Genomic DNA, 20,621 nt, shown 5'->3' with positions numbered 1-20,621 from the left:
GGCCCGCATGAACGGTTTACCGCTGCCGCCGGTTCCCGCGCTGACGCTGGAGGATCCGATGGCGGTGGCCCGCTACGGCGCGCCGCTGCTGGCGGTGGTCGAGCAGGAGACATCGCCGGCCGATGGCGGCCATGCCGCAGCACGACTGGTGGCCGAGATGGACAACATCCATCAGGCCATGCGCGCGCACGATGCTGGCGCCATTCGCCGCAGTGTCGGCTTGCTGGGGCGGTTGCTGGGGCGCGATGTGGAGATGCAGGCGCAGGCGGAACGCCTGGCCGGGCAACTGGATGTCTGCCTGCTGCGGGCTGACGGCAGCGTCGCCGAACTGCAGCGCATCCTGCCAACGTACCGGCAGCAGGTTGCCTTCACGGAGGCGGCGGTCAATGCGATCGACGCCTGGGCCGGAGCGGGCGAGGGCGTGCTGCGGGATGCCGAAGCGCAGCCCGGGCGGGTCAATGAATTGATACTGGCGGCGCTGCAGCGGCGTCTGCAGCATCTGCGCAGCGTTGCCCGGCTGCGTGGGCTGGAGGCAGCGCAGCTGCAGTTGCTGCATGCCCAGGGCGTTGAGTTGCTGGAGCGCTACCAGCGCATCCGCGACGTGCTGCTGCCGTTGTGGCGGCAACAGGTGCTGGCTGCACGGGCGGCCGGGGCAGCCGCACAGCTGGCCTCGGCGGCGGACGTACAGACGCGGATACTGGCCGAGGTCGAGGCGATGCAGGCTAGACTTCGCTGAAGGTTTTCAATCGTGTTCCATGACGCGTGCGCCGCGCCGCGCACCTTCCTCAAGGAGAGTTGCAGATGACCCAGGAAAACATCCCCGTGCCGGTCGAATCCTCAGCGGCGCTGGATGGCACGGCGCTGGTCGCGCTGGGCCTGACCGAAGCCGACCGCCCGCAGATCGCGCAGATCACGCGCACGCTGGACGACATCAGCCCGGGCAACCTGCATGTGTTTGGGCGCGAAGCGGCCGGCAAGAGCGCTGCATTCTCCACACAGCTGCTGGAGCATGTGCGCAACCGCGACCTGGATGCGTCGGGTGACAAGCTGGGCGAGGTGGTGCGCATTGCCCGCTCGCTGAAGCTCGATGGTTTGAATGAGCGCTCCAGGGTGCCGGTGATCGGCGGCCTGATCGACCGCATGCGTGCCTCCAAGGGCGAGCTGGTGCAGAAATTCAGCGACACCAATCAGCAGATCGAACAGCTGATGCGCGACGTGGGTACGCAGCAGGCCACGATGGGCCAGCGTGTGGGTGAGTTCGACCGCATGCACGCCATCGTTCGCGACGAGCGCCAGAGCCTGGGCCTGCATGTCGCTGCCGGCAAGCAGCGGTTGGCCGAGCTCAATGGCGAACTGCAGGCACTGGTCGGTTTGGAAGACCCGCAATCGCGTATCCGCCGCGGCGAGATCGACAACGCCATCCGCCTGCTGGACAAGCGCGTGGGCGATTTGACGGTGATGCAGCACGCTGCCGACCAGTCGCTGCCGATGATCCGGCTGATCCAGGCCAATGCGATCCAGTTGATCGAAAAGTTCAACGCGGTGCGTGACATCACCATCCCCTCGTGGAAGCGCCAGTTCGCCATACAGTTGTCGCTGGGCGAGCAGAAAAACGCGGTGGAACTGTCCAACGCCATCGACGATGCCACCAACGAGCTGATGCGCCGCAATGCGGACCTGATGCGGCAGACCTCGGTGGAAACGGCCAAGGCCAACCAGCGCGCAGTGATTGATGTAGCCACCCTGCGGCACGTGCACGAACAGCTGATCGCCACGGTGGAAGAAGTGCGCACCATCCACCGCGAGGGCATGCAGCAGCGGCAGCAGGCCGAGGTGGAGCTGGCGCGCCTGCGTGAGGATGTACAGCAGCGCCTGGCCCAGCCGACGCAGAGCTGACCTGCGTAGGAGCGGCCTCGGCCGCGAAACCGGGAGTCGGCCATGACCGTATCCCGGCATGGCCGCCGGCGATTTTCTCGATACCCAAACACACACTAGCTTCGCGGCCGAGGCCGTTCCTACGGGGTGCCGGCCAGTTGGTGTTGCAGCCAATCAGCTAGCGCAGCCACGCGCGGGTCTTTGCGTTCACCCGCCGTGCACAGCGCCCAGCAGCCTTCGGTATTCACGAAACCCCAGGGGGCGATCAGGCGGCCATTGGCCAGGTCATTGGCGACCAGCGGCTCCGGCGCGATGGCGATGCCCAGTCCGGCCACGGCTGCTTCCAATTGGTAATACAGGTGCTCGAAGCCGGTGCCGTAGCGCAGTGCATCGGTCTGGATGCCATTGAGGGCAGCCCAGGTTGGCCACGCCTGCGGGCGCGAGCGGGTATGCAGCAGTTCGTGGGCCAGCACCGCCTCGGCAGGCTGATGGGCCAGTGCATGTGCGCCCTTGATCGACGGGCTGAACACCGGGCCTATGCGCTCGGTCGCCAGCGTGTGCACGTTCCAGCCGCTCGGCCATGGTGCCTGGCCGAGCAGCAGTGCGGCATCCAGGCCATCGAGGTGCGGCGTGAAGTCGCCGTCCTGCGCGGCCAGGTGCAGGGTCAGCCCCGGCAGGTCGCGCTGTAGATCCTGCAGGCGCGGGATCATCCAGCGGGCGAGCAGGCTGCCCGGGCAGCCCAGTACAAAGGCATCGCCACGTTGCGGGCGACGCAGCGAAGCGATGCAATCGCGCAGCTGTGAAAACGCCCCGGAGGTGGCTTCCAGCAGGCGATTGCCCGCCGCCGTCGGGCGGATGCCGCGCCCATCGCGCTCGAACAGGGCCAGCCCGAGTTCATCCTCCAAGGCGCGCAGCTGCCGGCTTACGGCGCCGTGGGTGACGTGAAGTTCGGCCGCGGCCTGGCTGACGCTGCGCAGCCGTGCGGCCGCCTCGAACGCGCGCAGGGCATTGAGCGAGGGCAGGGGATGGCTGGCTTTCATGTGAGTTTTTCTAACACATGGCCGTGAAAGAATCGATTTTTATGTCGTCTGGCCTGCGCTAGAGTGCAGGCCTGTTCTTTGTAGCCGTGATGCCATGACTGATCCGTCGATCTCCGATTTCCATGCCTTCCCCGATGCCCGCGGGCATTTTGGCCGTTACGGCGGCAGCTTCGTGGCCGAAACGCTGGTCGGGCCCTTGCAGGAACTGGCCGCGGCCTACGACCAGGCGCGGGTTGATCCGTCCTTCATTGCCGCCTACGACAAGGACCTGAAGCACTACGTTGGCCGGCCCAGCCCGATCTACCACGCCGAGCGCCTGAGCAAGGACGTGGGCGGTGCGCAGATCCTGCTCAAGCGCGAGGACCTGAACCACACCGGCGCACACAAGGTGAACAACACCATCGGCCAGGCGCTGCTGGCCGCGCGCATGGGCAAGACCCGCATCATCGCCGAGACCGGCGCCGGTCAGCATGGCGTGGCCTCGGCCACCGTGGCTGCACGGCTGGGCCTGGAGTGCGTGGTGTACATGGGCGCCACCGACATCGAGCGGCAGAAGATCAACGTCTACCGCATGAAGCTGCTGGGCGCGACGGTGGTGCCGGTGAGTAGCGGCTCGGCCACGCTGAAGGACGCGCTCAACGAAGCGATGCGCGACTGGGTGACCAATGTGCGCGACACCTTCTACATCATCGGCACCGTCGCTGGCCCGGACCCGTACCCGCGCATGGTGCGTGACTTCAACGCCATCGTCGGCCGCGAGGCGCGCGCGCAGATGCTGGAAGACTACGGCCGCCTGCCCGATGCCATCACCGCCTGCGTCGGCGGTGGTTCCAATGCCATCGGCCTGTTCCATGCCTTCCTCAACGACCGCGAGGTGAAAATCTACGGCGCCGAAGCGGCGGGTGACGGCATTCATACCGGACGCCATGCGGCATCCATTTCCGCCGGCCGCCCCGGCGTGCTGCACGGCAACCGCACCTATGTGCTGTGCGATGACGATGGTCAGATCACCGAAACGCACTCCATCTCGGCCGGTCTGGATTACCCGGGCGTTGGCCCGGAGCATTCGTTCCTGGCCGATACCGGCCGTGCGCAGTACGTCGGCATCACCGACGAAGAGGCGTTGGCCGCGTTCCATCGCCTGACCCGCATTGAAGGCATTCTGCCGGCACTGGAATCCAGCCACGCGGTCGCGCAGGCGATCAAGCTGGCGCGCGAGTTGCCCAAGGATGCGCTGGTGCTGTGCAACCTGTCCGGCCGTGGCGACAAGGACGTGCATACCATCGCCGCCCGCGAAGGGCTGGTGCTGTGAGCGGCCCGGTCATGCGAGGTGCGTTGCTGTGCGCGGTGGCTGCGTTGGCCGCCTGTAAACCCGCGGAGCAGGAGGTGGCACCTGCAGCCACCGCTGCGCCGGAGGCGGCACCGGCTTCAGGCAGCGCGGGTCCGGTCACTGCGCCGGCGTCGGCGGCTTCGTCGTCCGCTGATCTCGCCGGGTTCGGCGAACTGCGCATCGGCGCTGCCTTCGGCAAGGCGCCGGCAGACCAGGCCTTTGTTTCGGCAGGCATGCGCGAGCTGATGGAAGGCGATTGCGAGTACTACGACAAGGGCAGCCTCCCGGAGGGCATGTCGATGATGGTGCTGGGCGACCGCATCGCCCGGTTCGAGGTGGACGCCATCGACGATCCCAGCATCAAGATGGATGCACCGGCCGCCGGCGCTCCGGCGTTGCCGTTCGGGCTGTGGGTGGGCATGAGCGTGGTCGAGGCAAAGAAGCGCCTTCCCGCTGCGGTAGTGGTCAGCCCGCATGCCTACAACTCCCCGGATGGCGATTACCTGACCTGGACCGACAAGGCCAGCAAGTTGGCCATCCGTCTGGAAACACTCAATGGGCTGGTGACCTCGATCTACTGGGGCCAGCCTGAAGCGGTTGAACTGATTGAAGGATGTGCCTGAGATGCCCGTGAGCCGAATTGACGATTGTTTCGCCCGTCTGCTGGCCTCCGGCCGCAAGGCGCTGATTCCCTTCATCACTGCGGGTGATCCGCTGCTGGAAGCCACCGTGCCGGTCATGCATGCGCTGGTTGAGGCGGGCGCGGATGTGATCGAGCTGGGCGTACCGTTCTCCGACCCGATGGCCGACGGCCCCACCATCCAGCGCAGCTCCGAGCATGCGCTGGCCCGCGGCGCCAATCTGCGCTACATCTTCGACAGCGTGGCGGCATTCCGTCAGCACGATGCGACCACCCCGGTGGTGCTGATGGGCTACCTCAACCCGGTTGAAATCCGCGGCGCGGCCAAGTTTGCCAACGAGGCGATCGCCGCTGGCGTGGATGGCGTGTTGCTGGTGGATCTGCCGCCGGAGGAGGCCGAGGAGACCCGCGCGGCATTCACGGCCGCTGGCCTGGCCCTGATCCTGCTGGCTTCACCGACCAGCAGTGAGGCCCGTCTCGACAGCCTTTGCGACGCTGCAAAGGGTTATCTGTACTACGTCAGCTTTGCCGGCGTCACCGGCGCTTCCGAACGGTTGAACAGTGCAGCCGCGGGCGAGCGCCTGCGGCAACTGCGCAGCCGTTCCACGGTGCCGGTGGTGGCGGGTTTCGGCATCAAGGACGCTGCCAGCGCGGCCGCCATGGCGGTGGATGCGGACGGCGTGGTGGTCGGCAGTGCCTTGGTTTCGGCCATGGCCGATGCGCAGGACCCTGCCGCTGCGGCCGAAGCGGCCAAGCGCTTCCTCAAGCCACTTCGCCAGGCGCTGGATAGCTGAGGGCACATCATGCTCGGCAGCGCTTCCCGGTGGCCGCCTGCCGAGCAGAACCCCGCGTCGTAGCCGGGGTGAGCGCAGCCCGCGCGGGGGCGGGAGGCGGCGCAACCGGGGCGGACATCACGACTTTCCGCACGGTTCCAGGGCCCGGAGGCAAGGGCCCGCAGCGTGGCCTGGTGGCGCTGCAGTGCTGAACCCAGCTCTGCGCAAACGTACGCAGCAGTAGGGTTTCAAGCCAATCGGGATGCGCCGTGGTCGCAGGGGTGAGCTAGACTGTCGGCCCTGTCGCGGCCTTCGGGCCGCCCTGAATGGAACCATCATTCCGCATGAGTTGGCTCAGCAAGTTGATGCCGTCGGGCATCCGTACCGACAACACGCCGTCCAAGAAGCGCAGCGTCCCCGAAGGTCTCTGGGAGAAATGCAGCAGCTGCGGTACGGCCCTGTATCGCCCCGAACTGGAAGAGAACCTTGAGGTCTGCCCGAAGTGTGGGCACCACATGGCCATCCGCGCGCGCGCGCGTCTGGCGGCGCTCTTTGATGCGGACAGCACCACCGAAATCGCCGCCCGTCTCGGGCCGACCGATGTGCTCAAGTTCAAGGATCAGAAAAAGTACGTCGAGCGCATCAAGGCCAGCCAGAAGAACACCGGCGAGTACGATGCACTGGTGGCCATGCGTGGCCTGCTGAAGGGCCGCCCGCTGGTGGCGTCCTCGTTCGATTTCGCCTTCATGGGTGGCTCGATGGGTTCGGTGGTGGGCGAGCGTTTTTCGCTGGCGGCCGAAGCTGCGCTGGAAATGGGGGCGCCTTACGTGTGCTTCTCCGCCAGCGGCGGTGCGCGCATGCAGGAAGGCTTGTTCTCGCTGATGCAGATGGCCAAGACCTCGGCCGCGCTGGGCAAGCTGCGTGAAGCCGGCCTGCCGTACATCTCGGTACTCACCCATCCGACCACCGGCGGCGTGTCGGCGTCGTTCGCAATGCTGGGCGATATCAACATCGCCGAGCCGCAGGCGCTGATCGGCTTTGCCGGCCCGCGCGTGATCGAACAGACCGTGCGCGAAAAGCTGCCCGAAGGCTTCCAGCGCTCGGAGTTTCTGCTGGAGCACGGCGCCATTGACCAGATCTGCGACCGCCGCGAAATGCGTGATCGCCTCGCCGATCTGCTGGCCATGATGACGCGCCAGCCGCGGCACGAAGAAGCAGTGGCCTGATGTCTACCCGCAAGTATTTTGGTACTGACGGTATTCGCGGTCGGGTTGGTCAGGGTGTGATCTCTGCCGATTTCGTCATGCGCCTGGGCAATGCGCTCGGCCGCGTGCTGATCGAGCGCAATGGCGCCCAGCCTACCGTAGTGATCGGCAAGGACACGCGTATCTCCGGCTATATGTTCGAGTCGGCGCTGGAAGCCGGGCTGGTGGCCGCCGGTGCCAACGTGCAACTGCTGGGCCCGATGCCGACCCCGGCCGTGGCCTTCCTGGCGCATACGCTGGGCGCGGACGCCGGCATCGTCATCAGTGCCTCGCACAACCCGCATTACGACAACGGCATCAAGTTCTTCTCGGGGGAAGGCGAGAAGCTCGACGATGCCACCGAACTGGCGCTGGAAGCGGCATTGGATCAGCCATTCACCACGGTGGAATCCGAGCATCTGGGCAAGGCGGTGCGTGCGCGTGATGCGGTTGGCCGCTACATCGAGTTCTGCAAGGCCAGCGTGCCGCGTGACTTCTACCTGCGTGGCCTCAAGGTCGTGCTGGATTGCGCCCATGGCGCCACTTACCACATCGCGCCACTGTTGTTCCGCGAAATGGGGGCTGAAGTGGTGGCTATTGGTGCCGAGCCCAACGGCGTCAACATCAACGACGGCGTGGGTTCGATGCATATCGACAACCTGTCACGAAAGGTCGTGGAGACCGGCGCCCACATGGGCATCGCTTTCGATGGTGATGGCGACCGCGTGCTGATGGTCGATGACACTGGCGCAGCAGTGGACGGTGATGGCCTGCTCTACATCCTGGCCAAGGCTTGGCAGGCCAATGGCCGCCTGCGTGGCCCGGTAGTCGGCACGCTGATGACCAACTACGGGCTGGAGCAGGCGCTGGAACGCCTGGGCATTCCATTCGTGCGCGCCAACGTGGGTGATCGTTACGTTCACCAGGCCTTGGTCGAGGGCAAGGGCACGCTCGGCGGTGAGGCTTCAGGGCACATTCTGTGCCTGGATCGCGCCACCACCGGCGATGCCATCGTCAGTGCGCTGCAGGTGCTGGAAGTGCTGGGCAATGCCGGCCAGAACCTGCGTCAGGCGGGCGAGGGTCTGGCCATGGTGCCGCAGAAAACCATCAACGTGCGGCTGGAGTCGGGCGCGCGTGAAGTGGTGAAGAGTGCGCCGGTGCAGGAGGCCTTGGCGGCCGCGCAGGCTGCGGTTGCCGGCCGGGGCAGGGCGTTCCTGCGCCCTTCCGGTACCGAGCCGGTGGTGCGTGTCACGGTCGAGGCTGATGATGCCGGGCTGATGGCCTCCACCCTCGATGCCCTGGCCGATGCGGTGCGTTCGGCTGCCGCACAGGTTTGAGCTGGATCATAGGTTGTTGCCGGGGCGTCGGTTTCAATGGCCGGCGCCCCGTTCCCTTCTCTGGAGTAGTTGCATGAGTTCCCGTATTCCCACCCTCGACATCACCCGCTTCGATACCGACCGTGACGCCTTCGTGGCTGAACTGGGTGCCGCGTATCGTCAGTGGGGGTTCGCGGGCATCCGCAACCACGGCATCCCGCAGGCCGACATCGACGCCGCGTATGACGTCTTCAAGGCATTCTTTGCATTGCCGGATGAGGTGAAGAAGCAGTACCACGTGGCGGGCGGTGGTGGTGCTCGTGGCTATACGCCGTTTGGCGTGGAAACCGCCAAGGGCTCCAAGCACTTCGACCTGAAGGAGTTCTGGCATATCGGCCGTGAAATCGCCGATGACTCCAAGTACCGCGAGGTGATGCCGCCGAACCTGTGGCCGAGCGAAGTGCCGGGCTTCAAGGAGCATGGTTACGGCCTGTACCAGAAGCTGGACCGGCTGGGCTCGCGCGTGCTGTCGGCGCTGGCCCTGCACATCGGCCTGCCGCAGGAGTTCTTTGCCGACAAGACCAACAACGGCAACTCGATCCTGCGCCCCATCCATTACCCGCCGATCACCACTGACGACATTCCCAATGTCCGTGCCGGTGCCCATGGCGACATCAACTTCATCACCCTGCTGGTGGGTGCCAGTGCCGCCGGCCTGGAAGTGCAGTCGCATGAAGGTGAGTGGGTACCGTTCACCTCCGATGCCGACACCATCGTGGTCAACATCGGCGACATGCTGCAGCGCCTGACCAACCACGTATACCCGTCCACCATCCATCGCGTGGTCAATCCTCCGGGTGAGCTGGCGCGCCAGCCGCGTTACTCGGTGCCGTTCTTCCTGCACCCGAACCCGGATTTCCTGATCGACGTGCTGCCCTCGTGCATCACCGCGGAAAACCCGAGCCGCTACCCGGAGGCGATCACTGCCCACGGCTTCCTGGAAGAGCGCCTGCGCGAGATCAAGTTGAAGTAAGTGAACGCCCGCCGGGATCTGCCGGCCGGCTGACAAGCGCGCCGTCACGGCCTGGGCTGTGGCGGCGTTTTTGCGTCTTGTCCCGCTATGTCCGTCGATTGTCCTGCTGGTGTCGTCATTTCAGCTATCCTTTGCCCACATTTTTTATTGGGAGTGGCCCTGGATGCGCCGCAAGATCGTTGCTGGTAACTGGAAGCTGCATGGCAGCCGTCAATTCGCCACTGAACTGGTGGGGCAGGTGGCCGCCGGCTTGCCGCTGGAGGGGGTGGATCTGGTGATCCTGCCGCCGTTGCCTTACCTGGGGGATCTGGTCGAGGACTTCGAGGCGACCGCGCTGGCCTTTGGCGCCCAGGATGTCAGCTGCAACGAGAAGGGGGCTTACACCGGGGAGGTGTCGGCGACGATGCTGGTCGATGTCGGCGCGACCTACGGGCTGGTGGGGCATTCCGAGCGGCGGCAGTACCACCACGAAAGCAGCGAGTTGGTGGCGCGCAAGTTTGTGGCGGCGATTCACGCGGGGCTGGTTCCAGTCTTGTGTGTCGGTGAGACGCTGGAGCAGCGCGAAGCCGGCCAGACCGAGCAGGTCATCGCCTCGCAACTGGGTCCGGTGCTGGAGCTGGCTGGCGTTGCGGCCTTCGCCAAGGCCGTGGTGGCCTATGAGCCGGTATGGGCAATTGGTACCGGCCGGACTGCCAGCCCGGAGCAGGCCCAGGCCGTGCACGCCTTCATTCGTGGCGTAGTCGCCGAGCGCGATGCTAGAATCGCTGATTCGTTGCCGCTCCTCTATGGTGGCAGCGTCAAGCCCGACAATGCAGCAGAGCTGTTCTCGCAGCCTGACGTGGATGGCGGGCTGGTAGGTGGCGCTTCACTGGTGGCGGCCGATTTCCTGGCCATCGCGAGGGCAGCCGCCGGTCGCTAACGGGAACTGTCCGGGACGGATTTCAAAATGCTGATGTTGATCCTCAATGTGGTCTATGTGCTGGTGGCGATCGCGATGATTGCGCTGATCCTGATGCAGCGCGGTTCTGGTGCCGCTGCCGGCTCGGGCTTCGGTGCCGGTGCCTCGGGTACGGTGTTTGGCGCGCGCGGTGCCTCCAACTTCCTGTCCAAGTCCACCAAGTGGCTGGCGGTGGTGTTCTTCGGCATCAGTCTGTTCATGGCCTGGTATGCCACGCACGGCGCCCGTCCGTCCGGCGAAGGTCTGGGTGTGATGTCGCAGGCCGTCGCCCCGGTCGCTGCGCCGGCCGTGCCGGCAGGTGAGCTGCAGGCCGCGCCGCCGGCCGCTGCGGTGGGTGAAGTACCGCAGGCAACGGCGCCGGCAGAAAATATTCCTTCGGGAAGTGAAGAAAAGCCCGTCGAAGGCTCGCATAAAAACTGAAGACGGTTACAATACGCGGCGCACTGTTGAAACAGCGGTGCTGACGTAGGCCCAGGTGGCGGAATTGGTAGACGCACTACCTTGAGGTGGTAGCGACGAGAGTCGTAGGGGTTCGAGTCCCCTCTTGGGCACCATGGTTTGTAAGCGGGTACGGGGGCGCAGCAGCGTCCCTCGTGGCAAGTCCCGTCAATCCCCCATGTCCTGTCATCGTCAGGTGTTCAGGGCAGAGGCAAGAGAGAATCGCTGTGCTGGCCGAATATTTGCCGTCCCTGCTGTTTCTGATCGTCGCCACCGGCATCGGCGTGACGCTGATGCTCATCGGTCGGTTCCTCGCTCCCCGTTCGCCGGACTCCGAGAAACTCTCCGCCTACGAGTGTGGCTTCGAGGCGTTCGAAAACGCGCGCATGAAGTTCGACGTGCGTTACTACCTGATCGCCATCCAGTTCATCGTCTTTGACCTGGAAATCATTTTCATCGTGCCTTGGACCCAGGTGTTCATGGAGCTCGGCGCTCGCTCGCTGGTCACCATGGGCCTGTTCGTGGGCATGCTGTTCCTCGGCTTTATCTACGTGTGGAAGAAGGGAGCGCTGGAATGGGAGTGATCCAAACTCTCGACGGCCTGATGAACAATCCGGTCCCGGAAGGGCGGGTTGACGACATTCTCCGTCCCGAAGGCGACAACCCCCTGCTCGAGAAGGGTTATGTGACCACCAGCGTCGATGCGCTGTTGAACTGGGCACGTACTGGCTCGATGTGGCCGATGACCTTCGGTCTGGCCTGCTGTGCGGTGGAAATGATGCACGCCGGTGCGGCGCGCCTGGATCTCGATCGTTATGGCGTGGTGTTCCGTCCCTCGCCGCGTCAGTCCGACGTGATGATCGTGGCCGGCACGCTGGTCAACAAGATGGCCCCGGCGTTGCGCAAGGTCTACGACCAGATGCCTGACCCGAAGTGGGTCATCTCGATGGGCAGCTGCGCCAACGGCGGTGGCTATTACCACTACTCCTATGCAGTGGTGCGTGGCTGTGACCGTGTGGTGCCGGTGGACGTGTACGTCCCGGGCTGCCCGCCGACCGCCGAGGCGCTGGTGTACGGCATTCTTCAGCTGCAGAAGAAGATCTGGCGTACCCAGACCATCGCCCGCTGACCCCCCTTTCAAATCAAGAGCACGCCAGCCCCCATGGCCCAGCAAGCATCTTCACTCATTGACCGACTTCGCGCGCGTTTCGCCGGTGCGCAGGTCTCTGTGGTTGAACCGCGCGGCGAAGTGACGCTGGAGGTTCCGTCGGCTGATTGGCATGTGGTTGCCCTGGCGCTGCGTGACGAGTTCGGCTTCGAGCATGCCACCGACCTGTGCGGTGTCGATTATCTCGGCTACGGCAGCGACGAGTGGGACACTTCCGATGTCTCTTCGCACGGCTTCAGCCGCGGCGTGGAAGGCAGCGGCGCCGGCCGTTTCGCCTGGGGTGAATTCCCCAGCCATGAAGCCGCCGATGGCGCACAGCCCGATGCGCTGCCGAAGCAGCGTTTTGCTGTGGTTGTCCAGCTGCGTTCGTACCAGCACAACCAGCTGCTGCGCATCCGCTGTTTCGCACCCAGTGAAGAGCTGCCGGTCGTGGCCTCGCTGGTTGACGTGTGGCCGGGCTTGAACTGGTTCGAGCGTGAAGCCTTCGACCTGTTTGGTGTGATCTTTGAAGGTCACCCGGACCTGCGTCGCATCCTGACCGACTACGGTTTTGTGGGGCATCCGTTCCGCAAGGATTTCCCGTTGATCGGCAATGTCGAAGTGCGTTACGACGAAGAAAAGAAGCGTGTGGTGTACGAGCCGGTGACTTCGGTCGAACCGCGCGTCGGCGTGCCGCGCGTGATCCGCGATGACGCCCGCTTCCAGACTGCGGAAGGCGAGCGCGCGCAGACGGAGGCAAGCAAGTGAGCGCGCAGGTAAACAAGGAATTCCATCAGGCTTCGCAGGCCTTTGCGAGCAATCCCGCCGAGTCCCGGCAGGAGATCCGCAACTACACCATGAACTTCGGCCCGCAGCATCCGGCCGCGCATGGCGTGCTGCGCCTGATTCTGGAAATGGACGGCGAAACCATCGTCCGCGCCGACCCGCACGTGGGCCTGCTGCATCGCGCGACCGAGAAGCTGGCCGAATCCAAGCCGTTCAACCAGTCGGTTGGCTACATGGACCGCCTGGATTACTGCTCGATGATGTGCAACGAGCACGCCTACGTCCGCGCCATCGAAAACCTGGTGGGTATCGAGGTGCCGGAGCGTGCGCAGTACATCCGCACCCTGTTCGACGAAGTCACCCGCATCCTGAACCATCTGATGTGGCTGGGCTCCAACGGGCTCGACCTGGGTGCGATGGCGGTGATGCTGTACGCCTTCCGCGAGCGCGAAGAGCTGATGGACTGCTACGAAGCAGTCTCCGGTGCACGCATGCACGCGGCGTACTACCGTCCGGGCGGCGTTTACCGTGATCTGCCGGACACGATGCCCAAGTACAAGGAGTCGCGCTGGCACAAGGGCAATGCGCTGAAGCGTTTGAACGCTTCGCGCGAAGGCTCGCTGCTCGACTTCCTGGAGAGCTTCGCCAACGAGTTCCCCAAGCGTGTTGACGAATACGAAACCCTGCTGACCGACAACCGCATCTGGAAGCAGCGTACCGTCGGCATCGGCGTGATCAGCCCGGAACATGCGCTGGCATGGGGCATGACCGGCGTGATGCTGCGCGGCTCGGGTATCGCCTGGGACCTGCGCAAGAAGCAGCCGTACGCCAAGTACGATGCGGTCGATTTCGACATCCCGCTGGGCACCAACGGTGACTGTTACGACCGTTACCTGGTGCGCATCGCCGAGCTGCGTCAGTCCAACCGCATCATCAAGCAGTGCGTGCAGTGGCTGAAGGCCAACCCCGGCCCGGTGATGGTCAAGAACTTCAAGGTCGCTCCGCCGGCTCGCGCCGAGATGAAGGACGACATGGAAGCGCTGATCCACCACTTCAAGCTGTTCAGTGAAGGCTACTGCGTGCCGGCCGGCGAAACCTACGCTGCGGTCGAAGCGCCGAAGGGTGAGTTCGGTTGCTACCTGATGTCCGACGGCGCCAACAAGCCGTTCCGCGTGCACCTGCGTGCACCGGGCTTTGCCCACCTGTCCTCGATCGACTCGATCGTGCGTGGCCACATGCTGGCCGACGTGGTGGCGATGATCGGTACCTACGACCTCGTGTTCGGTGAGGTTGATCGGTAATGCCCGGTCGCTGCACAACGCCCGATGCCTGCGCGGCGACGCTGCTGCAGGCATTGGTTTTCCAGAATTTGGTATTCGTTGAGGTCGGCCGATGAAGGCGACAGGTAATTACGAGGCGGCACGCGACGTCGACCCGATGGTCGTGTTGAATGACAAGACGCGTGCTCACATCGATCATTGGCTGACCAAGTTCCCGCCGGAGCGCAAGCGTTCGGCGGTGTTGCAGGGTCTGCATGCGGCACAGGAGCAGAACCAGGGCTGGCTGAGCGACGAGTTGATTGCTGCCGTGGCCAAGTACCTGGACCTGCCGTTCGTGTGGGCCTACGAGGTTGCCAGCTTCTACTCGATGTTCGAGACCGAGAAGGTGGGCCGCAACAACGTCGCCATCTGCACCAACATCAGCTGCTGGCTCAACGGCGCCGACGACATCGTCCGCCATTGCGAGAAGAAGCTGGGCATCAAGCACGGTGAATCCACCGCGGACGGCCGCGTCTACCTCAAGAAGGAGGAAGAGTGCCTGGCTGGCTGCGCGGGTGCGCCGATGATGGTCATCAACGGTCATTACCACGAGCGCCTGACGCTGGATCAGGTCGACGCGTTGCTGGATGGGCTGGAGTAAGGCATGGCACACCACGAATCCAAGGGGCCGGTCGGTCCGGCGCCACTTCCGCATAACGTGGTTTACACCACGCTGCACTACGACACCCCGTGGTCGTACGAAAACTATCTGAAGACCGGCGGTTACGCGGCGCTGCGCAAGATCATCGAAGAGAAGATCCCGCCGGCTGACGTGATCGAGATGGTCAAGCAGTCCGGCCTGCGTGGCCGTGGCGGTGCGGGCTTCCCGACCGGCCTGAAGTGGTCCTTCATGCCCAAGGGCGACGTGCAGAAGTACATCCTCTGCAACTCGGATGAATCCGAGCCGGGCACCTGCAAGGATCGCGACATCCTGCGTTACAACCCGCACTCGGTGGTGGAGGGCATGGCCATTGCCTGCTACGCCACTGGCTCGACCGTGGGTTACAACTACCTGCGCGGCGAGTTCCACCACGAGCCGTTCGAGCACTTCGAGCAGGCCCTGGCCGATGCCTACAAGCACGGCTGGCTGGGCAAGAACGTGATGGGCAGCGGCGTGGATATCGATATCTACGGTGCGCTGGGCGCTGGCGCCTACATCTGCGGCGAAGAAACCGCGCTGATGGAATCGCTGGAAGGCAAGAAGGGCCAGCCGCGCTACAAGCCGCCGTTCCCGGCCAACTTCGGCCTGTACGGCAAGCCGTCGACGATCAACAACACCGAAACCTACGGCTCGGTGCCGGCGATCATCCGCAACGGCCCGGAGTGGTTCAAGAACCTCAGCCTGACCAACAACGGCGGCCCGAAGTGTTTCTCGGTCTCCGGTTGCGTGACCAAGGGCGGCAATTTTGAAGTGCCGCTGGGCACCCCCTTCGACGATCTGCTGGAAATGGCCGGTGGCCTGCGTCCGGGTCGCAAGTTGAAGGCGGCCATTCCCGGCGGTGTGTCGATGCCGGTGCTGACCGCCGAGCAGCTCAAGGGGCTGCCGATGGACTACGACACCATCCGCGCACTGGGCTCGGGCCTGGGGTCGGGTGCCATCGTGGTGCTGGATGACAGCGTCTGCTGCGTGAAGTTCGCGTGCCGCATCAGCCAGTTCTTCCACAAGGAATCCTGTGGCCAGTGCACCCCGTGCCGCGAAGGTACCGGCTGGATGCATCGCGTGCTGGAACGCATCGTCGCCGGCCAGGCCACGATGGAAGACCTGCACCAGCTCAAGACGGTGGCCGGCCAGATCGAAGGCCACACCATCTGCGCGTTCGGTGAGGCGGCTGCATGGCCGATCCAGGGTTTCCTGCGCCAGTTCTGGGACGAATTCGAGTACTACATCGTCAACGGTCATTCGATGGTTGACGGCAAGAAGGTGGAGGCTGCTGCCGCATGAGCGCGCAACCGATAAATCCCAACGTGCCGCCGGATCACGTCTCGATCGAGATTGATGGCCAGGCATTGGTCGTGCCCAAGGGCTCGATGATCATCCAGGCTGCCGACAAGGCCGGCATTCCGATCCCGCGCTTCTGCTACCACGAGAAGCTGCCGATCGCCGCCAACTGCCGCATGTGCCTGGTTGACGTTGAAAAGTCGCCCAAGCCGTCGCCGGCCTGCGCAACGCCGGTCATGGATGGCATGAAGATCCAGACCCGCAACGAGAAGGCGCTCAAGTACCAGCGTTCGGTGATGGAGTTCCTGCTCATCAACCACCCGTTGGACTGCCCGATCTGCGACCAGGGCGGCGAGTGCGAGCTGCAGGACGTATCGCTGGGCTACGGCCGTTCGGTCAGCCGCTTCAACGAGCGCAAGCGCGTTGTCGTGGACGAGGACATGGGGCCGCTGGTCGCCACCGAGATGACCCGTTGCATCCAGTGCACCCGTTGCGTGCGTTTCACCGCTGAAGTTGCGGGCACCTACGAGCTGGGTGGCATGTACCGTGGTGAGAACCTGCAGATCGGCACCTACGACGGCAAGCCGCTGACCACCGAGCTGTCCGGCAACGTCATCGACGTGTGCCCAGTCGGCGCGCTGACCAACAAGGTGTTCCAGTTCAAGGCACGCCCGTGGGAACTGACCGCGCGTGAATCGCTGGGTTACCACGACGCGATGGGCTCGAACCTGTTCCTGCACGTGCGTCGCGGCGAAGTGCTGCGCGTGGTGCCGCGTGACAATGAGCTGGTCAACGAGTGCTGGCTGTCCGACCGTGACCGTTACTCGCATCAGGGCCTGTACGCTGCCGACCGCGCGACCAAGCCGCTGCAGAAGGTCAACGGCGAGTGGAAGGAAGTGAGCTGGGCTGAAGGTCTGGCCGCCGCCCGCGAAGTTCTTGAAGCCAACCGTGGCGACGACCTCGGCGTGCTGGTGCACCCGTCCACCTCGAACGAGGAGGGCGCGCTGCTGTCGCGTCTGGCCGCTGCGCTGGGCTCGAACAATATCGACCACCGCATCAACAACCGTGATTTCTCCGATGCGCCGGTTGCCGAGGTGTTTGGCACCTCGCTGGCGGCCATCGAAGCTGCGGATCGCATCGTCGTGCTGGGTAGCAATATCCGCCACGAACTGCCGCTGTTGCATGCCCGTCTGCGCAAGGCGCAGGCCACGAACGGCGCGCAGATCTTCGCGGTCAACCCGGTTGACTTCGACTTCGCGTTCAAGCTGGCCGGCAAGCAGATCGTCGCCCCGTCGCGCTTTGCTGAAGCACTGGGCAACGCACAGCTGGTCGATGCGGTGAAGGCTGGCAGCAACACCGTCATCATCGTCGGTGCCATTGCTGAAAATCATCCGCAGGCCGCTGCGATCCGTTCGGCTGCCAGTGCGTTTGCCGAGGCTACCGGCGCCAAGCTGTGCCGCATTCCGCAGGGTGCCAACGCCGTGGGTCTGTCGCGCGTCGGCGTGCTGCCGGCCGGCAAGGATGTCAATGCGATGCTGGCGCAGCCGCGCAAGGCTTACGTGCTGTATGGCATCGAGCCGGGCCTGGATTTCGCCGACACCGCCGCCGCCCGCAAGGCGCTGGCCGGATCGAAGGTGGTGGCATTCAGCCAGTTCGCCTGCGCTTCGACCCGCGATGTGGCTGACCTGATTCTGCCGATTGGCGCGCTGCCGGAAATCGACGCGACGCTGACCAATCTCGATGGCCGCGAGCAGACCACGCGTGCCGGCGGCAAGTTGCAGGGCGAGGCCCGCGAGGGCTGGCGCGTGCTGCGTGCCCTGGGCGGTGACATGCAGTTGGCTGGCTTCGGTTTCACCGATCTGGCAGGCCTGCGTGCAGGTCTGCAGCCGGTTGCAGTGAAGGTTGCTGCTTCGGCACAGCCGCAGCTGGTTGGCGAAGGCCTGGAAGTGGCTTCGACGCCGGCGATCTACCGTACCGACGCCGTGGTGCGTCGTGCGCAGGCACTGCAGTCGCATCCGCTGAACAATGATCCGCGCATTGTGCTCAACACCGAAGATGCCGCGCGTCTGCAGTTGAGCGAAGGCCAGATGGCCAAGGTCGGCACCGATGCCGGTCGTGCCACGCTGCCGGTGGTGGTTGACGCGCGCGTCGCCGCCGGGACGGTTTGGATTGAATCGGGCCACGGCGCAACCGCGCCGCTGGGTGCCGCTCGTGTAACGGTGGTGGCTGCATGAACGAGTTGCTGTTGAACGCGATCGATCCGCTGTATCAGTGGTTCATGTCGCTGGGTGATATCGGCATCGTGCTGTGGACGGTGCTGAAGATTCTGACCATCGCCATGCCGGTGATCATCTCGGTTGCGTTCTATGTGTTGTGGGAGCGCAAGCTGATCGGCTGGATGCACGTCCGTCACGGGCCGATGTATGTGGGCCTGGGCGGTCTGCTGCAGGCGTTCGCCGACGTCACCAAGCTGCTGTTCAAGGAAATCATCGCCCCGGCCAGTGCGCACAAGGCGATGTACATCATCGCGCCGCTGATCGTGCTGGCGCCGTCGTTCGCGGCGTGGGCAGTGGTTCCGTTCGATTACAAGCTGGTGTTGTCCAACGCCAACGTCGGCCTGCTGTACCTGCTGGCGATGACCTCGCTGGGCGTTTACGGCGTGATCCTGGCTGGTTGGGCGTCCAACTCCAAGTACGCCTTCCTCGGCGCGATGCGTTCGGCCGCGCAGGTGGTCAGCTACGAAATCGCGATGGGCTTCGCACTGGTCGGCGTCATGATCGCCGCCGGCAGCCTGAACCTGACCGAGATCGTGCTGGCGCAGAAGGGCAACTCGGGTCTGTTCGACTGGTTCCTGCTGCCGCTGTTCCCGCTGTTCGTCGTGTACTGGGTGTCCGGCGTCGCCGAAACCAACCGCGCGCCGTTCGACGTGGTGGAAGGCGAATCGGAAATCGTTGCTGGCCACATGGTCGAGTACTCCGGCGGCGCATTCGCACTGTTCTTCCTGGCCGAATACGCCAACATGATCCTGGTCAGCTTCCTGATCGCGATCTTCTTCCTTGGCGGTTGGCTGAGCCCGATCCAGGGCTGGGTCACGGCGGATATCTCGCCGTGGATCAACTGGGTGTGGACCGGCGGCTGGCCGTGGCTGCTGCTCAAGGTGCTGTTCTTCGCCAGTGCGTACATCTGGTTCCGTGCCAGCTTCCCGCGTTTCCGTTACGACCAGATCATGCGTCTGGGCTGGAAGGTGTTCATCCCGCTGACCATTTTCTGGATCGCGGTGACGGCACTGATGGTGTTCTACGGCGTGATCCAGAAGGGCGTTTGATTCATGAATAAGATCACCCACTATTTCAAAAGCCTGCTGCTCCTGGAGCTGCTCGGCGGCTTGTGGCTGACGCTGAAGTACGCGTTCAAGCCCAAGTACACCGTGCTGTATCCGATGGAGAAGTTCCCGCAGTCGCCGCGTTTCCGTGGCCTGCACGCACTGCGCCGTTATCCCAACGGTGAAGAGCGCTGCATTGCCTGCAAGCTGTGCGAAGCGGTGTGCCCGGCGCTGGCCATCACCATCGATTCGGCCAAGCGCGAAGACGGTACCCGCCGAACCACGCGTTACGAGATCGATCTGTTCAAGTGCATCTTCTGCGGTTTCTGTGAAGAGAGCTGCCCGGTGGACTCGATCGTGGAGACCCACATTCTTGAATACCACTTCGAGAAGCGTGGCGAGAACATCATCACCAAGCCGCAGCTGCTGGCCATTGGCGACCGGCTTGAAGCCGAAATCGCCGAGCGCCGCGCCGCCGACGCCGCTTTCCGCTGAGGTCTTGAGATGGATTGGGTAAACATTGCTTTCTGGTTCTTCTCGGTCATCGCAGGCATTTCTGCTGCGTCCGTGATCAGCGTGCGCAACCCGGTGTATGCCGTGTTGTGCCTGATCCTGACCTTCTTCTCGGTCGCCTGCGTGTGGCTGCTGGTGGGGGCCGAGTTCCTCGGTGTCACCCTGGTGCTGGTGTACGTCGGCGCGGTGATGGTGTTGTTCCTGTTCGTGGTGATGATGCTGGACATCGATACCACCAACCTGCGTGAAGGCTGGGTGCGTTACCTGCCGGTTGGCCTGGTGGTCGCGGTGGTGATGCTGGTGCAGATGCTGACGCTGATCGGCATCAAGGCGCGCACCGCACCGTTCCCGGTGGACAACGCCGCGGCGATTGCCGCTGATACGTCCAACGTCACCTGGCTGGCTCGCAGCCTGTTCACCGAATACCTGCTGCCGTTCGAATTTGCGGCCGTGATCCTGACCGTGGCCGTGGTGGCAGCTGTGATGCTGACCCTGCGCCGTCGCCAGGGCCTGAAGACGCAGAACCCGACCGAGCAGACCATGGTCAAGGCCAAGGATCGCCTGCGCATCGTCAAGATGGCGGCCGAGAAGCCGGTCGTGCAGTCGGAAACAAAAACCGATGGTGGCGAGGAGGCCAAGCCATGATTTCCCTGGGCCATATGCTCGCGCTGGGCGCGGTGATGTTCTGCATCTCCGTCGCCGGCATCTTCCTCAACCGGAAGAACATCATTGTGCTGCTGATGTCGATTGAACTGATGCTGCTGTCGGTGAACATCAACTTCATCGCCTTCTCGCGTCAGCTCGGTGATACCGCCGGACAGCTGTTCGTGTTCTTCATCCTGACCGTGGCCGCGGCAGAAGCTGCAATCGGCCTTGCGATCCTGGTGACCTTGTTCCGTACCCGCCACACCATCAACGTGGGCGAAGTCGATTCGTTGAAGGGCTGAT

Annotated in this window: 22 protein-coding genes and 1 tRNA gene; 22 read left to right on the top strand and 1 reads right to left on the bottom strand. The window is 64.2% G+C overall.

The features are described 5' to 3' along the window. Window positions 1–7 precede the first annotated feature (7 nt). Both ACVOLO_RS06570 and ACVOLO_RS06565 read left to right on the top strand, forming a co-directional pair. Window positions 8–736 carry a hypothetical protein gene (locus tag ACVOLO_RS06570; protein ID WP_481569441.1) on the top strand — a complete coding sequence of 243 codons (729 nt, stop codon included), beginning with the start codon at window positions 8–10 and terminating at the stop codon, window positions 734–736. A 65-nt stretch (window positions 737–801) separates the two neighbouring features. Beyond that, window positions 802–1,896, top strand: a complete 1,095-nt coding sequence (locus tag ACVOLO_RS06565) for a toxic anion resistance protein (RefSeq protein WP_481569440.1) — start codon at window positions 802–804, stop codon at window positions 1,894–1,896. 119 nt (window positions 1,897–2,015) lie between these two features. Here ACVOLO_RS06565 and ACVOLO_RS06560 read toward each other — a convergent pair whose 3' ends face one another. After that, complete coding sequence (locus ACVOLO_RS06560) at window positions 2,016–2,915, bottom strand: LysR family transcriptional regulator (RefSeq protein WP_481569439.1); 900 nt, start codon at window positions 2,913–2,915, stop codon at window positions 2,016–2,018. A 94-nt stretch (window positions 2,916–3,009) separates the two neighbouring features. Here ACVOLO_RS06560 and trpB point away from each other — a divergent pair, with 94 nt between their 5' ends. From trpB to nuoK, 20 genes are all read left to right on the top strand, one after another. After that, window positions 3,010–4,227: a tryptophan synthase subunit beta gene (gene trpB, locus ACVOLO_RS06555; protein ID WP_481569438.1), complete on the top strand. Its 1,218-nt coding sequence runs from the start codon at window positions 3,010–3,012 to the stop codon at window positions 4,225–4,227. Between the two features lie 11 nt (window positions 4,228–4,238). Next, on the top strand, window positions 4,239–4,868 hold the full coding sequence (locus ACVOLO_RS06550) for a hypothetical protein (RefSeq protein ID WP_481569437.1): 630 nt from the start codon (window positions 4,239–4,241) through the stop codon (window positions 4,866–4,868). A 7-nt stretch (window positions 4,869–4,875) separates the two neighbouring features. After that, entirely contained in the window at window positions 4,876–5,679 is an 804-nt protein-coding gene (gene trpA, locus ACVOLO_RS06545) for a tryptophan synthase subunit alpha (RefSeq protein ID WP_481569436.1), read from the top strand. 323 nt (window positions 5,680–6,002) lie between these two features. Continuing rightward, window positions 6,003–6,884, top strand: a complete 882-nt coding sequence (gene accD / locus ACVOLO_RS06540) for an acetyl-CoA carboxylase, carboxyltransferase subunit beta (RefSeq protein ID WP_481569435.1) — start codon at window positions 6,003–6,005, stop codon at window positions 6,882–6,884. Further along, window positions 6,884–8,239 (top strand): phosphoglucosamine mutase, encoded by a 1,356-nt coding sequence (glmM, locus tag ACVOLO_RS06535; RefSeq protein WP_481569434.1) that lies wholly within the window; start codon window positions 6,884–6,886, stop codon window positions 8,237–8,239. The genes accD and glmM overlap by 1 nt, the downstream gene beginning before the upstream one ends. A gap of 73 nt (window positions 8,240–8,312) precedes the next feature. Beyond that, on the top strand, window positions 8,313–9,251 hold the full coding sequence (locus ACVOLO_RS06530) for an isopenicillin N synthase family dioxygenase (RefSeq protein WP_481569433.1): 939 nt from the start codon (window positions 8,313–8,315) through the stop codon (window positions 9,249–9,251). A gap of 163 nt (window positions 9,252–9,414) precedes the next feature. Beyond that, on the top strand, window positions 9,415–10,170 hold the full coding sequence (tpiA, locus tag ACVOLO_RS06525) for a triose-phosphate isomerase (protein WP_481569432.1): 756 nt from the start codon (window positions 9,415–9,417) through the stop codon (window positions 10,168–10,170). Window positions 10,171–10,197: 27 nt separating this feature from the next. After that, window positions 10,198–10,629 carry a preprotein translocase subunit SecG gene (gene secG, locus ACVOLO_RS06520; RefSeq protein ID WP_481569431.1) on the top strand — a complete coding sequence of 144 codons (432 nt, stop codon included), beginning with the start codon at window positions 10,198–10,200 and terminating at the stop codon, window positions 10,627–10,629. A 49-nt stretch (window positions 10,630–10,678) separates the two neighbouring features. Next, a tRNA-Leu gene (locus ACVOLO_RS06515) sits at window positions 10,679–10,763 on the top strand. 111 nt (window positions 10,764–10,874) lie between these two features. After that, window positions 10,875–11,231, top strand: coding sequence for an NADH-quinone oxidoreductase subunit A (locus ACVOLO_RS06510; RefSeq protein WP_481569430.1), 357 nt, complete (start codon window positions 10,875–10,877; stop codon window positions 11,229–11,231). Further along, complete coding sequence (locus ACVOLO_RS06505; RefSeq protein WP_017354657.1) at window positions 11,222–11,776, top strand: NuoB/complex I 20 kDa subunit family protein; 555 nt, start codon at window positions 11,222–11,224, stop codon at window positions 11,774–11,776. Before ACVOLO_RS06510 ends, ACVOLO_RS06505 begins: the two co-directional genes overlap by 10 nt. Before the next feature lie 33 nt (window positions 11,777–11,809). Then, window positions 11,810–12,562, top strand: a complete 753-nt coding sequence (locus ACVOLO_RS06500) for an NADH-quinone oxidoreductase subunit C (RefSeq protein ID WP_481569429.1) — start codon at window positions 11,810–11,812, stop codon at window positions 12,560–12,562. Between the two features lie 89 nt (window positions 12,563–12,651). After that, window positions 12,652–13,881, top strand: a complete 1,230-nt coding sequence (locus ACVOLO_RS06495; protein WP_481569456.1) for an NADH-quinone oxidoreductase subunit D — start codon at window positions 12,652–12,654, stop codon at window positions 13,879–13,881. Between the two features lie 91 nt (window positions 13,882–13,972). After that, window positions 13,973–14,500 carry an NADH-quinone oxidoreductase subunit NuoE gene (nuoE, locus tag ACVOLO_RS06490; protein ID WP_481569428.1) on the top strand — a complete coding sequence of 176 codons (528 nt, stop codon included), beginning with the start codon at window positions 13,973–13,975 and terminating at the stop codon, window positions 14,498–14,500. 3 nt (window positions 14,501–14,503) lie between these two features. Next, window positions 14,504–15,841, top strand: coding sequence for an NADH-quinone oxidoreductase subunit NuoF (nuoF, locus tag ACVOLO_RS06485; RefSeq protein WP_481569427.1), 1,338 nt, complete (start codon window positions 14,504–14,506; stop codon window positions 15,839–15,841). Beyond that, on the top strand, window positions 15,838–18,072 hold the full coding sequence (gene nuoG, locus ACVOLO_RS06480) for an NADH-quinone oxidoreductase subunit NuoG (RefSeq protein ID WP_481569426.1): 2,235 nt from the start codon (window positions 15,838–15,840) through the stop codon (window positions 18,070–18,072). The genes nuoF and nuoG overlap by 4 nt, the downstream gene beginning before the upstream one ends. Beyond that, window positions 18,069–19,163, top strand: coding sequence for an NADH-quinone oxidoreductase subunit NuoH (gene nuoH / locus ACVOLO_RS06475; RefSeq protein WP_481569425.1), 1,095 nt, complete (start codon window positions 18,069–18,071; stop codon window positions 19,161–19,163). The genes nuoG and nuoH overlap by 4 nt, the downstream gene beginning before the upstream one ends. Before the next feature lie 3 nt (window positions 19,164–19,166). Then, a complete protein-coding gene (gene nuoI / locus ACVOLO_RS06470) occupies window positions 19,167–19,655 on the top strand; it encodes an NADH-quinone oxidoreductase subunit NuoI (RefSeq protein WP_057633763.1) in 489 nt (162 codons plus the stop codon). Between the two features lie 9 nt (window positions 19,656–19,664). Beyond that, entirely contained in the window at window positions 19,665–20,318 is a 654-nt protein-coding gene (locus ACVOLO_RS06465; protein WP_481569424.1) for an NADH-quinone oxidoreductase subunit J, read from the top strand. After that, a complete protein-coding gene (nuoK, locus tag ACVOLO_RS06460) occupies window positions 20,315–20,620 on the top strand; it encodes an NADH-quinone oxidoreductase subunit NuoK (protein WP_057633757.1) in 306 nt (101 codons plus the stop codon). Before ACVOLO_RS06465 ends, nuoK begins: the two co-directional genes overlap by 4 nt. The last annotated feature ends 1 nt before the right edge of the window (window position 20,621 follow it).

It is taken from the genome of Stenotrophomonas sp. STEN056, assembly GCF_056759635.1.
This window is presented reverse-complemented; position numbering and strand designations above follow the sequence as displayed.

Coding starts and splice junctions, on each gene's coding strand:
- ACVOLO_RS06570 (WP_481569441.1), top strand. CDS start 8: ATGAACGGTTTACCGCTGCCGCCGGTTCCCGCGCTGACGCTGGAGGAT.
- ACVOLO_RS06565 (WP_481569440.1), top strand. CDS start 802: ATGACCCAGGAAAACATCCCCGTGCCGGTCGAATCCTCAGCGGCGCTG.
- ACVOLO_RS06560 (WP_481569439.1), bottom strand. CDS start 2,915: ATGAAAGCCAGCCATCCCCTGCCCTCGCTCAATGCCCTGCGCGCGTTC.
- trpB (WP_481569438.1), top strand. CDS start 3,010: ATGACTGATCCGTCGATCTCCGATTTCCATGCCTTCCCCGATGCCCGC.
- ACVOLO_RS06550 (WP_481569437.1), top strand. CDS start 4,239: ATGCGAGGTGCGTTGCTGTGCGCGGTGGCTGCGTTGGCCGCCTGTAAA.
- accD (WP_481569435.1), top strand. CDS start 6,003: ATGAGTTGGCTCAGCAAGTTGATGCCGTCGGGCATCCGTACCGACAAC.
- glmM (WP_481569434.1), top strand. CDS start 6,884: ATGTCTACCCGCAAGTATTTTGGTACTGACGGTATTCGCGGTCGGGTT.
- ACVOLO_RS06530 (WP_481569433.1), top strand. CDS start 8,313: ATGAGTTCCCGTATTCCCACCCTCGACATCACCCGCTTCGATACCGAC.
- tpiA (WP_481569432.1), top strand. CDS start 9,415: ATGCGCCGCAAGATCGTTGCTGGTAACTGGAAGCTGCATGGCAGCCGT.
- secG (WP_481569431.1), top strand. CDS start 10,198: ATGCTGATGTTGATCCTCAATGTGGTCTATGTGCTGGTGGCGATCGCG.
- ACVOLO_RS06505 (WP_017354657.1), top strand. CDS start 11,222: ATGGGAGTGATCCAAACTCTCGACGGCCTGATGAACAATCCGGTCCCG.
- ACVOLO_RS06500 (WP_481569429.1), top strand. CDS start 11,810: ATGGCCCAGCAAGCATCTTCACTCATTGACCGACTTCGCGCGCGTTTC.
- ACVOLO_RS06495 (WP_481569456.1), top strand. CDS start 12,652: ATGAACTTCGGCCCGCAGCATCCGGCCGCGCATGGCGTGCTGCGCCTG.
- nuoE (WP_481569428.1), top strand. CDS start 13,973: ATGAAGGCGACAGGTAATTACGAGGCGGCACGCGACGTCGACCCGATG.
- nuoF (WP_481569427.1), top strand. CDS start 14,504: ATGGCACACCACGAATCCAAGGGGCCGGTCGGTCCGGCGCCACTTCCG.
- nuoG (WP_481569426.1), top strand. CDS start 15,838: ATGAGCGCGCAACCGATAAATCCCAACGTGCCGCCGGATCACGTCTCG.
- nuoH (WP_481569425.1), top strand. CDS start 18,069: ATGAACGAGTTGCTGTTGAACGCGATCGATCCGCTGTATCAGTGGTTC.
- nuoI (WP_057633763.1), top strand. CDS start 19,167: ATGAATAAGATCACCCACTATTTCAAAAGCCTGCTGCTCCTGGAGCTG.
- ACVOLO_RS06465 (WP_481569424.1), top strand. CDS start 19,665: ATGGATTGGGTAAACATTGCTTTCTGGTTCTTCTCGGTCATCGCAGGC.
- nuoK (WP_057633757.1), top strand. CDS start 20,315: ATGATTTCCCTGGGCCATATGCTCGCGCTGGGCGCGGTGATGTTCTGC.